At 65.7% G+C, this 13,510-nt stretch carries 9 protein-coding genes; 5 read left to right on the forward strand and 4 right to left on the reverse strand.

Annotation, left to right across the window (positions count from 1 at the left end; translation table 11 throughout):
• The first annotated feature begins 121 nt into the window (after positions 1-121).
• The 3 genes from RX330_RS25770 to RX330_RS25780 are packed head-to-tail and all read left to right on the forward strand — an operon-like array spanning position 122 to position 4,175.
• Positions 122-1,663: a thymidine phosphorylase family protein gene (locus RX330_RS25770; RefSeq protein WP_317240334.1), complete on the forward strand. Its 1,542-nt coding sequence runs from the start codon at positions 122-124 to the stop codon at positions 1,661-1,663.
• Complete coding sequence (locus RX330_RS25775; protein ID WP_317240335.1) at positions 1,660-2,583, forward strand: ribose-phosphate pyrophosphokinase; 924 nt, start codon at positions 1,660-1,662, stop codon at positions 2,581-2,583. The genes RX330_RS25770 and RX330_RS25775 overlap by 4 nt, the downstream gene beginning before the upstream one ends.
• Positions 2,580-4,175, forward strand: coding sequence for an MBL fold metallo-hydrolase (locus RX330_RS25780; RefSeq protein WP_317240336.1), 1,596 nt, complete (start codon positions 2,580-2,582; stop codon positions 4,173-4,175). The genes RX330_RS25775 and RX330_RS25780 overlap by 4 nt, the downstream gene beginning before the upstream one ends.
• 896 nt (positions 4,176-5,071) lie before the next feature.
• Here the strand turns inward: RX330_RS25780 and RX330_RS25785 are convergent.
• From RX330_RS25785 to RX330_RS25800, 4 genes are all read right to left on the reverse strand, one after another.
• Positions 5,072-5,704, reverse strand: coding sequence for a hypothetical protein (locus tag RX330_RS25785; protein ID WP_317240337.1), 633 nt, complete (start codon positions 5,702-5,704; stop codon positions 5,072-5,074).
• An 8-nt stretch (positions 5,705-5,712) separates the two neighbouring features.
• A complete protein-coding gene (locus RX330_RS25790; protein ID WP_317240338.1) occupies positions 5,713-7,968 on the reverse strand; it encodes a xanthine dehydrogenase family protein molybdopterin-binding subunit in 2,256 nt (751 codons plus the stop codon).
• A 1-nt stretch (position 7,969) separates the two neighbouring features.
• Entirely contained in the window at positions 7,970-8,434 is a 465-nt protein-coding gene (locus RX330_RS25795; RefSeq protein WP_212081344.1) for a (2Fe-2S)-binding protein, read from the reverse strand.
• Between the two features lie 75 nt (positions 8,435-8,509).
• Positions 8,510-8,863, reverse strand: a complete 354-nt coding sequence (locus RX330_RS25800; protein WP_317240339.1) for a hypothetical protein — start codon at positions 8,861-8,863, stop codon at positions 8,510-8,512.
• A 403-nt stretch (positions 8,864-9,266) separates the two neighbouring features.
• On the opposite strand from RX330_RS25800, the gene RX330_RS25805 reads away from it, so the two are divergent.
• Together RX330_RS25805 and RX330_RS25810 are read left to right on the forward strand one after the other, a co-directional pair.
• Positions 9,267-10,901, forward strand: coding sequence for a thiamine pyrophosphate-requiring protein (locus RX330_RS25805; protein ID WP_317240340.1), 1,635 nt, complete (start codon positions 9,267-9,269; stop codon positions 10,899-10,901).
• 92 nt (positions 10,902-10,993) lie between these two features.
• Complete coding sequence (locus RX330_RS25810) at positions 10,994-13,456, forward strand: GAF domain-containing protein (RefSeq protein WP_317240341.1); 2,463 nt, start codon at positions 10,994-10,996, stop codon at positions 13,454-13,456.
• Positions 13,457-13,510 lie beyond the last annotated feature (54 nt).

A 13,510-nucleotide genomic window follows, 5' to 3' on the forward strand; every position in this document is an offset into this window, starting at 1 on the left:
TCCGGTATCGGGGACATCGCCATGGCGCGCATGGCCTCCCCCAGGCCATGATCTGGGTCAACAGCATCAGGACCGCGACGTCTAAGCATGGAGGCCGGGTTTCCTCCTTGCCGGCCTGTCCATGCATCCAGACCTCCCGCACTCCCAGCTGAAGATCCGCCGCGTCCGGCTCGATACCGGCCGCGAAAACGTCGTCGTCGTCTCCCGGCAGTCGAAAGCGCTGCGCGCCGAGATCTTCCGCGGCTTCAGCCGCGTCGAGCTTCGCCAGGGCGACAAGGTCATGCTGGCGACGTTGCTGATCACGGACGACCACGCGCTGGCTGCCCCGGACGAGATCGGGCTCTCCGAGCCTGCGTTCCGACGCTTCGCGCAAGGCGTCGGCACGCTGGTCACGGTCAGGCCCGCCTCGCCTCCGGAGAGCCTGGAAGCGGTGCGCGCGAAGATCCGCGGGCGAACCTTGAGCCAGGCCGAGATCGGCGCGATCATCGACGATCTCGCACATTATCGCTACTCGGACATGGAGATCGCCGCCTTCCTGATCGGTTCGGCGAGCTTCATCACCAGCGACGAACTGCTCGCCCTGACCGGAGCGATGGCCCAGGCCGGCACGCAATTGGTGTGGCCGACCCCGATCATCGTCGACAAGCATTGCATCGGAGGCATCCCCGGCAATCGCACCTCGATGGTGGTGGTGCCGATCGTCGCCGCCCACGGCCTGCCGATCCCCAAGACGTCCTCGCGCGCCATCACCTCGCCTGCCGGCACCGCCGACACGATGGAGGTGCTGGCGCGGGTGAATATCGGCGTCGAGGAGATGAAGGCGATCGTCTCGGCCTGCAACGGCTGCCTGATCTGGGGCGGCCACGTCAACCTGTCGCCGGCCGACGACGTCCTGATCTCGGTCGAGCGTCCCCTGAGCCTCGATACCCGCGAGCAGATGGTCGCCTCGATCATGTCCAAGAAGATCGCGGCGGGTTCGACGCATCTGCTGATCGACATTCCGGTCGGGCCGACCGCGAAGGTCACCAGCGGCGTCGAGGCCATGCGGCTGCGAAAGCTGTTCGAATTCGTCGGCGACCGCTTCGGCCGCACCGTCGAGGTCATCATGACCGACGGAAGCCAGCCGATCGGCAACGGCATCGGGCCGGTGCTCGAAGCCAATGACGTCATGGCCGTGCTCGGCAACGATCCGGATGCGCCGCGCGATCTGCGCGAGAAATCGCTCCGGCTCGCCGCTCATCTGCTGGAATACGATCCGAAGCTGCGCGGCGGCGCCGGCTATGCGAGAGCGCGCGAATTGCTCGACAGCGGCGCGGCACTGAAGCAGATGCAGAAAATCATCGACGCCCAGGGTCCGTCGACATGCAGCAGCGAGCTGGGGCCGATCAGCTTCGATGTCAAGGCGACGCATGACGGCACCGTGTCCGCGATCGACTGCCTGCGTCTGAACCGCCTCGCCCGCACCGCCGGAGCACCGCTCGACAAGGGCGCCGGCATCCGCCTGTTCAAGAAGATCGGCGATCGCGTCGAGCAGGGCGAGCCGCTCTACCGGGTCCATACTTTCGATCGCACCGAGCAGGATCTGGTTGCCGATGCCGCCGCCGAGGAAACCGGGTATGTCGTCAACGGTCACGAGGCCCTGCAAGGCAAGACCGCGCCGTGAGCACGATCGCGCTCCAGACACTGCCCGGCGGCAGCGATGCGGCGAAGCGGCTTGCGGCGCGGCTCGGGCTTTCCTGCAGCGAGATCGCCGTGCATCGCTTTCCGGACGGCGAGCTGCGCGTGGCCGTCGCGCCGCCGACCGACACCATCCTCCTCTATGCCCCGCTCGATCAACCCAATGACAAGCTGATCGCCCTGCTGTTTGCCGCGGAGGCCCTGCGACGCGGTGGCGCCAAGCGGCTGGTGCTGATCGCGCCCTATCTCTGCTACATGCGGCAGGATGCAGCATTCCATGCGGGCGAGGCCATCAGCCAGCGTGCCATGGGCGGTCTGCTTGCAACGATCGTCGACCGAATCGTCACCGTGGATGCGCACCTGCATCGCACCCCCGACATCGCGTCCGTTTTTCCAGGCATCGAAGCCGAGAACCTGTCCGCCATGCCGGCGATCGCGAACGCACTGGCGAGGGGCGGCGGCATCCATCCCGCGACGATCGTGATCGGACCCGACATGGAGTCCGAGCCCTGGGTCAACGACGTCGCGAGCCGGCTCGGATTGCAGCACACGGTGGCGCGAAAGACGCGGCACGGCGATCGTTCCGTAGCGATCAGTTTCGCCGATCCCGGCCTGCTCGCGGGACGGCCGGCGCTCATGGTGGATGACATCGTCTCCTCCGGGACGACGCTGATGGCCGCGGCGAAGGCCCTGACGGCGATGGGCGCGACCGCCGTCGATGCGATCGTGACGCACGCGCTTTTTCCAGCCGGGATGATCGCCGCATTCGCCGAGGCCGGCATCCGGTCGGTTCGCTCGACCGACAGCGTGCCGCATCCGACCAATGCGATCGCGCTCGACGAGATTCTCGCGGCCACCCTGCGGTCCGAACTGCCGACGGCACATCTTCCGGAGACGACGACATGAGCATCACCGTTCGATTTTGCGGCGCCGCCCGCACCGTGACCGGTTCGAGCTATCTGTTTCAGACCGCAGGCGGTCGCTTCCTGGTCGATTGCGGCCTGTTCCAGGGCCAGAAGACGCTGAAGGAGCTCAACTACGGCGCCTTTCCGTTCCGCCCCGCCAATATCGATGCCGTGCTGCTCACGCACGCCCATATCGACCACAGCGGTCTGCTGCCGAAACTCGTGCGCGCGGGATTCGAGGGACCGATCCTAGCGACGCGCGGCACGATCGACCTCTGCTCCTACATGCTGCCCGACGCCGGCAGCATCCAGGAATCGGAAGTCACGCAGCTCAACCGGCGCAACGCCTCGCGCGGTCGCAAGCAGGTCGCGCCGATCTACACGCAGGCCGACGCGATCGCATCGCTGCAATCGTTTCGCGCAGTCGAATATGAAACCTGGACCGACGTGATCCCGGGCGTCCGCGCACGCTATTGGAACGCCGGCCATCTGCTCGGCTCGGCCTCGATCGAGCTCGAAATCGCCGAGCAGGGTTCGACGCGTCCGCTGCGCGTGCTGCTCTCCGGCGACGTCGGGCCGGAGGCCAAGCTGCTCCAGCCCGATCCCGAAGCGCCGACCGATTTCGACTATGTCATCTCGGAATCGACCTATGGCGACCGGGTGCGCGAGGCCACGACGCCTGCGCTCCGCCGCAAGCACCTCGCGGCCGAGGTGCGCGATGCCGCGGCGGCCGGCGGCGCGCTGTTGATGCCCGCTTTCGCGGTCGAGCGCACCCAGGAACTGATCGTCGATCTCGTCGACCTGATGGAGCATGGCGAGATTCCAACGGCACCGATCTTCCTCGACTCTCCGCTCGCGATCCGCGCCACCGAAGTGTTCCGCCGCCATGCGGAGAGCCTCGACCCCTCCGTCGATGCCAGCCGGCTGCTCAACTCGCCGCATCTCAAGTTCACCGAGACCGCGGACGAGAGCAAGGCGATCATGCGTCTGTCCGGATTCCATATCATCATCGCCGCGAGCGGCATGTGCGATGCCGGCCGTATCCGCCATCATCTGAAGCGCTGGCTGTGGAACGAGCGCGCGACCGTGCTGCTCGCCGGCTTCCAGGCCAACGGCACGCTCGGCCGCTTCCTCCAGAACGGGGCCAAGGCCGTGCGGATCCAGGGCGACGAGATCAAGGTCGCGGCCCGCATCCGCATGATCGACGAATATTCGGGCCATGCCGACGGCGCCGGCATCGCCGGCTGGATCGCGGCACGACGGCCGATCGCCCGCGGGCTGTTCCTGGTCCATGGCGAGGAAGCAGCGATCGCGGGCCTCGCCGAACGCGTCGCCGAGCGCATCATTCCGGCGGCGAGGGTCTACCAGCCGATGCTGGACGACATCTACGAACTCGCCGCACCCGAACCGCGCGTGCGCGACGTCGATCATCGCCGGCGGCTCGCGCCGGAGGCCGTGACCCGTCTCGACTGGCACAACGAAATGTCGGAACTCATGCTGGACATCAACGACCGGATTGGGGCCGCCGCCGACGACCGCGCCCGCGGCGTGATCATCCGACGGCTGCACCGCGCGCTGGAGGAGACGACGTAGCGGCGCGTTGGCGTCTCTCCAACCGACGTCATTGGCCATATCGCGCCGCTCTCGTGTCCCGAACGCGCTGTGAGACTGGGCCCCGGCTCTGCGCCGCATCACTTCGTGCTGCGGCGCGTCCTGGGCACGAGACCGCTGTTTGGCGATGGACATGGCTGATCATCCCCGCGGCATGTTTCGCCCGGGCTTTGCGTTCGTCTCGCGCCCTTTGAAAGCAAGGGCGCAGGGAAGGCCGGGCGCCGGCTGGCACCCGAAGTCCCGCGTGTGCTAAAAGAAGCGAACGGGGTGGACCACAGGTGTTGCCGGTCGCCCGGCCTTCCCTGCGCGATGGTTTTCACGGTGTCCTTCGTGCTCTCCTCGGGGAGCGTTGCACTATTGCCCCCGTCGCCTTGCGGATTTCAGATGCGCGCACCGGTTGGCCGCCACATCACCGCAAGCCTTAACGCCAGAACCCCGGGCGTCAGGACCACACGACTTCTCCGTCCGCGCACGTCCTCGCTGGGTTCTCGACGGCTGGCGTGCGCTCGCCGCAAAGACCATTCGAAGACGCTGTCAGCGCCGTGTCGTATCGCGCCTGCCGCTGCTCACGGGTTTCCCCGCCCTGCAGCCACCATTGCGCGCCGACGCCGTCGCGGCCACCGCATCCCGGCCCGCGTCTCGTGACGATCGCGAAACGCCCCTTGTGGCGGGCGGGATGGCGGAGCTTGTACGGCAAAACCGAACTTCTGTAAATTCGAATATTTTGACGTCCGGCCATCGACCCAGCCGTGGTATGTTTTGCCCGTCGGGCAGCACAACGGATGGTAGGTGGATCGGCCAAGCTGCCGTGAAATCCGGCCGCGTCGAATTGCCGTTTTACCCCTGCGACAGCACTTGGCATCCGACGCGCAGGACCGTCAATTCGGACAGGGTTGCCCCGCCGCTCCCCACTTCGCCATATCCTTGACGTGATCCTCGAATGAACCCGGCGGCGTCGACCGGCCCGCGCCGGGCGCCCAGCCGCGCGGAATGAATCCGTTCAGCGAGGCATCGTGCCGCAAATGCTCGACGAGGCCGGCGGCATCGCGTCTGCCATTGCGCTTGGGGTCCTTCATCTGCGCGCAAATCTCAGACCCGATCTTGCCGAACCAGATGAAGGCCACCGGGGCAAGCTGCCAGTCGATGCCGGCGCGTGGCGGCGCCGGCGCGGGCTCGTTCGCCTGGGTCGAAGTCATGTGACAGGTCGAGCACGGGATCGCCTCCGCGCCGATGCGGCTCTCGCCGCCGTGGATGTTCATGCCGTGCACGCGGGGCTTGGTTTCGCCTGCCGGCGTCCAGATCGGGATGGCCTTGGCATCGACATGGCAATTGGCACAACGTGGATGCGTCACCACTGCTTCGATCCGCTTCCAGGCCTCCAGCCCCTCGACGCGGCTGACGCTGCCCGGCGGCAGCAGGTCTTTGGCGACCTCGTCCTTGGCCGCGACGATGCCGGTGACGGCGGCGATAGTCGAGCCCGCGAGGACGAGCGCAATCAGAGATCCCTTCATGGCCTGCCTCACACGAAATCGATGAACTTGTTGAAGGGCATTTCGCGGATGCGCAGCCCGGTCGCAGCGAAGATCGCGTTGGCGAGCGCGGGCGCGGCCGGCGGAACGGGCGGCTCTCCGACTCCCCTCACCTTGGGCTCGTTCTCGAGCCCGCGAACCTCGATCACCGGGCATTGATAGATGCGCATGGCCTCGTGGTGGTTGTAATTGGTCTGCTGCACCGCGCCCTTCGCGTAAGTGAGCTCGCAGTTGATGGCGTGGCCGAGGCCCCAGACCACCCCGCCCTGTACCTGGTTCTCGAAATTGACGGGATCGATCACCTTGCCGACGTCGACCGCGACCCAGACCTTGTCGATCCTGATGCCCCGGTCGGTTTTGGTGACCTCGACGACTTCGGCGACCGGTGTGCCGAAGGACTCGACCAAGGCAACGCCCCGGCCCCTGCCGTTGCCGAGCGGTCCCTTCCAGTCCGACATCTCCGCGAGCGTCTCCAGCAGCTTGCGGTAGTGTGGCACGGCGCACATCTCGATCCGCGCCTTCATCGGATCGAGCCCCGCCGCATGGATCAATTCGTCGATGAAGCTCTCGGTGAAGAAGCCGGCCGTCGAAGCGCCGACCGACCGCCATGTGGTGCTCGGCGACAGTCCCTGCGCCTCGTAAGTCGTGGCCCGGAAATTCGGGATGTCGTAGGAGACGTTCCAGAGGCCGGCCGCCAATTGCGCGTCGGGATCCTTCGAGGGGGCGCCCGAACGTTCGAGCAGCCCCTTGAGCGGCGCCGTCGAGGCCAGCTGCAAATCGGCCGCGACGATCTTGCCCTTGTCGATGCTGCCTCTGTGCCGAGCGATGGCAATCTGCCGCGGAATGTCCTGGAGGAAATCCTCCTCGCGCGAGAACACCAGCTTGATCGGCGTGCCGCGCATCTGGTTTGCGATCTCGGCAAGCACACGGACGTTCTCGTATTCGAGACGGTGGCCAAAACTCCCACCGGTCCACTGATTGTGGAAGGTGACCTGTTCCGGCTTCAGGCCGATCGCGGTCGCCGCGACATGCTGCACGAATTGGGGGCTCTGGTGTCCGACCCAGATCTCCATCCCCTTATCGGTGACGAGGCCGATACCGTTGAGCGGCTCGAGCGGCTGATGGGCGACATAGGGCGCGCGATACTCGGCCTCGATGCGCGTTCCCGTCTTCAGGCCGGCTTCGACATCGCCGATCGTGCGCCATTCCTTGCCCAGGAACTCCGGCTTGAAAGACGATTCCAGAACCTTCCAGTGGTCCGCCTGCTCTGCGGGATAGGTCGAGGGCGCCCACTCGCAAACGATGGCGTCGGCCGCCTTCATTGCGTACCAGCTGTTCGTCGCGATCGCCGCGACGCCGTTCCTGAGCTCGAGGACCTTCTTGACCCCCGGCATCGCAAGCGCCTTGCGCGCATCGTAGGATTTCAGCGGCTGCCCCTTGTTGGGGTTCAGCTTGACGGAGGCATACAGCATGCCGTCCATTTTCATGTCGATGCCGAACTTCAGCTCGCCCATCACCTTCGAACGCACGTCGAGGCGCATCATCGGCTTGCCGATCATGCGCCAGGTGGAGGGATCGCGCGTCTGCGCATCGAGCACCGGGGGGATCTTCGCGGCGTCCGCCGCGAGCTCGACATAGGGAATCTTCTTGCCGTCGGGGAGGATCACGTGCCCGGATCGGGTGCGGATGTCGGCCACCGCGACGCCCGAACGTTTGGCGGCAGCGGCCTTCAACGTTTCGCGCGCTACGGCGCCGGCCTTGCGCAGCTTCTCGTAGGTGTCGGAGATGGTGCTCGAGCCGCCCGTCATCTGCAGGCCGGACTTTCGAAGACCCTCAAGCGCCGCGGCGCGCCCCGCTTCGGCTGCGGGGCTCTGATCCGAGGCGAGGAAAGGCGCCAGTTCCTCCTTGAACCCGGTGTTGAAATAGGCGGGACTCGGGCCGGCGAAGCGAACTTCAAACTGGCCGGGATCGAGGTCCATCTCCTCGGCTATCATGATCGGCTGCACCGAGCCGACGCCCTGCCCGATGTCGGCATGCTGGGCGATCAGCGTGATCTTGTCCGGGCTGATTTCGACCCAGGGATTGAACGTCACGGAATTCGGCCCGAGGCCGGCGGTCAAGGGATTGTCGCCGGCGGCCGGTGCGGCCGCTTCAGCACCGCTATAGGAGCCGAAGGCGATTCCGCCCGCCAGCGCGGCGGAGCCGAAGACAAACGCGCGGCGCGAAAGGTCCTGCATACGACCCATGTCACTTCTCCGCCATTTTCTTGGCCGCGGCCGCATGGATCGCCGCGCGGATGCGCGGATAGGTGCCGCAGCGGCAGAGATTTCCCGACATCACCTGATCGATCTGCTCGTCCGTCGGTTTGGGGATCTTGGTGAGCAGCGTGATCGCCTGCATGATCTGGCCGGTCTGGCAGTAGCCGCATTGCGGAACCTGATGCTCGATCCAGGCCTGCAACACAGGGTGGTGGTCCTTGTTGCCGAGACCTTCGAGTGTGACGACCGATTTGCCGGCGACCTCGCCGATATGCGACTGACAGGACCGCACCGCCTTGCCGTCGATGTGAACGGTGCAGGCGCCGCATTGCGCGACCCCGCAACCGTATTTTGCGCTGGTGATGCCGAGCTCGTCGCGCAACACCCACAACAAGGGCATCTCGGGAACGACGTCGACACGGTGCTTGGTTCCGTTGACGGTGAGCTCAATCATGTCGGTATGTCCGTTTGCGCATTTCCAACAGAACTGCACGACGGACGCTGAACCGTATTGCCGAATCCTGCGGGATCATGCGCAATCCCTGCGGAACGCCTTGTCGTCGCGATCGGCTTTCACGTCGGTCACGGTCACCGCATCCCGGCCCGCGTCTCGGGTCCGCGCGGGCGACCACTCGTATCCCATTTCCGTCAACTTTGACCGCCATGCGACTGCGCGATAGTCTTCATAGCGCCGCTCGACGCGCGATGCCGTCATTCGATGGACCGGAGCGGCTTGAGGGATGCGGATGAGAAGCGTGACGCTCCTGGCGGTCGGCCTGATGTCGATCGGCGCCTGGACGCAGGACAGCGCGAGGGGACAGGCTTCGGTCGAGCCGCCGGTGTCGCTGGTTCCGCAAACTGCCTCGCCGTCGCGCGCGAACACCGGGAATTCCAGGATTCCGCCGGCGGCCGATTACGACGGCTTCAGCGCCGCGGACGAGACTGACACCCCGAGTCAGGTGACACCTCCTGTGAGATCCCGCGCCCGAGGAGGCTCCGACTCCTATCCGGATGCAAGCAGCCTCGACCATGAGGACGAGGCGTTGAAACGCAAACTGACGATCTGCAAGAATTGCAAATAGCCGGCTCCATAGCCCGGATGGCGCAAGGAGAGAGCAACTCACGCCAATGCAGTTTTATCCCGGATGCGCTGCGCTCCATCCGACTATGGCAGTTTCGCTGCATAGCTGACTGTCGCCTGCCCACGCTTTACGCTCCCGGCATTTCCTGATCCTCTCTGCCCAAGCAGCCGGACCAACCGGCCAAGCCTCGAGGAGAGAGACGCCATGAAGCTCGGCACCGCCATTGCGGAAATCATGAAGCGCGAGGGGATCGAGATCCTCTGCGGCTATCCCGTCAACCATCTGATCGAGCATGCGGCCAAGGCCGAGATCCGCCCCGTGATGGTGCGGCAGGAGCGCGTCGGCATCCACATGGCGGATGCGATCTCGCGGGTGACGTCGGGCCGCAGCATCGGCGCGTTCTGCATGCAGCATGGGCCGGGCGCCGAGAACGCGATGGGCGGCGTCGCGCAGTGCTTTGGCGAATCCGTGCCGGTGCTGGTGCTGCCGATGGGCTATCAGCGCAGGCTGGCGCATATCGAGCCGAACTTCAATTCCAGCGAGGCGATGAAGCCGTTCGCGAAATCGTCGGAGCCGATCATCCTCGCCGCGGAAGTCGCCAACATCTTCCGCCGCGCCTTCACCAAGCTGAAGAACGGCCGCGGCGGGCCGGTGATCGTCGAGATCCCCTCCGACATGTGGAACGAGGAGGTGCCGGAGCCGCTCGACTACACGCCGGTGCTGCGCACCCGCTACGGCGCCGATCCGGTCCACGTGAAGGAAGCCGCGAGCCTGCTCGTGAATGCAAAACGGCCTGTGATCTATGCGGGCCAGGGCGTGCACTACGCGCAGGCCTGGCCGCAGTTGAAGCGGCTGGCCGAGCGGCTGGCGATCCCCGTCACCACCAGCCTAGGGGGCAAATCATCGTTCCCGGAAACGCACCCGCTCTCGCTCGGCTCGGGTGGGCTTGCGGTGCCGCGCGCGGTGCCGAAGTTTCTGAGCCAGGCCGATGTCGTCTTCGGCATCGGCTGCTCCTTCACCGAGACCAATTTCGGCATCGCGATGCCGAAGGGCAAGACCATCATCCATTCCACACTCGACCCCAATCATCTCAACAAGGACGTGGAAGCCAAGATCGGCCTCGTCGGTGACGCCGGCCTCGTGCTCGACGCGCTGCTCGAGGAGATCGGCAAGACCGTCACCGCGGATCGCGATGCTTCCGCCGTCGCGGCCGAGATCGCGGCCTCGCACAAGGAATGGCTTGCGAAATGGATGCCAAAGCTCACCAGCAACGACGCGCCGCTCAGCCCCTATCGCGTGCTGTGGGATTTGCAGCACACCGTCGACATCGAGAACACCATCATCACCCATGATGCCGGCAGTCCGCGCGACCAGCTCTCGCCGTTCTGGAAGTCGGTCAAACCCCTCACTTATCTCGGCTGGGGCAAGACGACGCAGCTCGGCTACGGCCTTGGGCTGGCCATGGGCGCCAAGCTCGCAAGGCCCGACAAGCTCTGCATCAACGTCTGGGGCGATGCGGCGATTGGCTTCACCGGCATGGATTTCGAGACCGCGGTGCGCGAGCGCATCCCGATCATGTCGATCCTGCTCAATAATTTCTCGATGGCGATCGAACTGAAGGTGATGCCGATCTCGACTGAAAAATATCGCTCGACCGACATCTCCGGCGACTATGCCGCAATGGCGCGCGCCTTTGGCGGCTATGGCGAGCGGGTGACGCGGCCGGAGGACATCATCCCCGCGATCAGGCGCGGCATCCAGAAGACGCAGGAAGGCGTGCCGGTGCTGCTGGAGTTCATCACCAGCAAGGAGACGGAGGTGTCGCGGCCGGGGACGTGAGTCCTCAAGGCTTCCGAGACTGGCTCCCGCCGTGGGGGATGTGATAATCCGGCCCGGTGCCGCGCAGCTCGCGGCATCGAGCTGGATTGCGAATGACTGACCGTCCCAACGATATCGCCGACGAGAACGCCCGGCTGCGCAGCAAGCTCGCGATCGCGCGGGATCGTCAAAACGCCAGCGCCGAGATCCTGCGCACTATCGCGGCCTCGCCCTCCGATGCCCGGCCGGTCTTCGCGGCGATCGCGTCCAGTTCCAAGCGTTTGCTCGACGGCTTCTCCGCCACCGTGCTTCAATTCATCGGCGACGAGCTGCATCTCGTGGCGTTCACGCCGACCAGCCCGGAGGCGGATGACGGGCTCAAAGCCTCGTTCCCGCGCAAGATTGCGGACTTCCCGACCTTTGCCCTGGTGCGTGACGGAAAGACCATCCAGTTTCCGGACAGCGAAGCCGATGACGTCCCGGAGCTGAACCGCGAACTGGCGCGGCTGCGCGGTTTCCGCAGCGTGCTGTTCATGCCGCTGATGAACCGGGGCACGCCGGTCGGCATGATCAGCGTCACTCGCGCCGAGCCGGGCGCGTTCGCGCCCGATCTCGTGCAGCTGCTGCAGACCTTCGCCGACCAGGCCGTGATCGCGATCGAGAATGCACGGTTGTTCAACGAGACGCGCGAAGCGCTCGAGCGCCAGACCGCCACGGCGGACATCTTGAAAGTGATGGCGGCCTCGCCCTCCGACGTGCAGCCGGTGTTCGACGCCATCGCCGCCAACGCCAACCGGCTGATCGGCGGCTTTTCCACCGCGGTGCTGCGCTATGTCGACGGCGCCGCGCACCTCGCCGCATTCACGCCGACCGATCCGGCCGGCGACCGCGTGCTCCAGGCGTCCTTTCCGGTGCCGTTCGCGCAATTCCCGCCCTGCCAGCTCGTTGCCAATGGTGCCGCCGCGCAGCTGCCCGACACCGAGATCGAGCCCGCGGCGCGCGACATCGCGCGTGCGCGGGGCTATCGCAGCATGCTGTTCACGCCGCTAATGAGCGAGGGCGAGGCCATCGGCATCATCATCGCCACGCGCCGTGCGACGGGCTCGTTCGGCGATCATCACGTGCGGCTGCTGCAGACCTTCGCAGATCAGGCGGTGATCGCGATCAAGAATGTCAGCCTGTTCAACGCAACCAGGGAAGCGCTGGAACGCCAGACCGCGACCGCCGACATCCTCAAGGTGATCGCGGCCTCGCCCGCAGACGTCACCCCGGTATTCCAGGCGATCTCCGACAGCGCCAAGGCGCTGATCGGCGGGCACTCCTCCACCGTCACCCGCCTCATCGACGGTATGCTGCATCTGGCCGCCTTCACCACCGACAATGAGGCCGGCAACGCCGATCTGCTCGGCTCCTTCCCGGCGCCGCTATCGGCGTCAGGCATTCACAGCCGGGTGGCGGCGAGCGGAGAATATGCCTTCCGCAGCGACATGCAGAACGAACCCGACCTCACCGAGGCCATGAAGGAGCTGGCGCGGACGCGAGGCTATCGCAGCATCCTCGTGGTGCCGATGCTGCGCGACGGCGTTGCGATCGGCACCATTGCCGTGACGCGGCCGGAGCCCGGTCACTTTCCGGACAAGGCGATCAACCTGCTCAAGACCTTCGCCGACCAGGCCGTGATCGCGGTCGAGAACACGCGCCTGTTCAACGAGGTGCAGGACCGCACGCGGGAGCTTGGCCGATCGCTGGACGATCTGCGCGCCGCGCAAGATCGCCTGATCCAGACCGAGAAGCTGGCATCGCTCGGCCAGCTCACCGCCGGCATCGCGCACGAGATCAAGAACCCGCTCAACTTCGTCAACAATTTCGCCTCGCTCTCCGCCGAATTGACCGAGGAACTGAACGAGCTGCTCGCACCCGTCGCCCTCGCGGACGATATCCGCGGCGAAGTCGACGAGCTCACGGGGCTCCTGAAGGACAATCTCGGAAAGATCGTGCAGCACGGACGGCGCGCCGATTCCATCGTCAAGAACATGCTGCTGCATTCGCGCGAGGGCGGCGGCGAGCACGGGCTGAGCGACATCAACGGGCTGGTGGAAGAGAGCCTCAATCTCGCCTATCACGGCGCCCGGGCCGAGAAGCCGGGATTCGACGTGACGTTGCAGCGAGAGCTCGATCCGGCGGCCGGGCAAGCCGAGGTGTTTCCGCAGGAAATCACCCGGGTGCTGCTGAACCTGATCTCGAACGGCTTTCATGCGGTCACCAAGCGCAAGGCCGACGGCGGCGCCGGTTACGAGCCGGTGGTGACCGTAGCAACCCGCGACCGCGGCGGTAGCGTGGAGATCCGCATCCGCGACAACGGCACGGGCATTGCCGACGAGGTCAGGGAAAAGATGTTCAATCCGTTCTTCACCACCAAGCCGGCCGGCGAAGGCACCGGCCTCGGACTGTCGATGAGCCACGACATCGTGGTGAAGCAGCACGGCGGCGCGATCGACGTCGCGACGGTGCCCGGCAAGTTTACCGAATTCACGATCGTGCTGCCGCGCAAGAGCGGTCTGTCAGACAACAGCTGAGGTTAAATCGCGCAGTGGGTGCCTTCGGCAAACTGGCGTGGCTCATTCGGCGGC

This window comes from Bradyrhizobium sp. NDS-1, assembly GCF_032918005.1.
GTDB lineage: Bacteria > Pseudomonadota > Alphaproteobacteria > Rhizobiales > Xanthobacteraceae > Bradyrhizobium > Bradyrhizobium tunisiense.

Coding starts and splice junctions, on each gene's coding strand:
- RX330_RS25770 (WP_317240334.1), top strand. CDS start 122: ATGCATCCAGACCTCCCGCACTCCCAGCTGAAGATCCGCCGCGTCCGG.
- RX330_RS25780 (WP_317240336.1), top strand. CDS start 2,580: ATGAGCATCACCGTTCGATTTTGCGGCGCCGCCCGCACCGTGACCGGT.
- RX330_RS25785 (WP_317240337.1), bottom strand. CDS start 5,704: ATGAAGGGATCTCTGATTGCGCTCGTCCTCGCGGGCTCGACTATCGCC.
- RX330_RS25790 (WP_317240338.1), bottom strand. CDS start 7,968: ATGGGTCGTATGCAGGACCTTTCGCGCCGCGCGTTTGTCTTCGGCTCC.
- RX330_RS25795 (WP_212081344.1), bottom strand. CDS start 8,434: ATGATTGAGCTCACCGTCAACGGAACCAAGCACCGTGTCGACGTCGTT.
- RX330_RS25805 (WP_317240340.1), top strand. CDS start 9,267: ATGAAGCTCGGCACCGCCATTGCGGAAATCATGAAGCGCGAGGGGATC.
- RX330_RS25810 (WP_317240341.1), top strand. CDS start 10,994: ATGACTGACCGTCCCAACGATATCGCCGACGAGAACGCCCGGCTGCGC.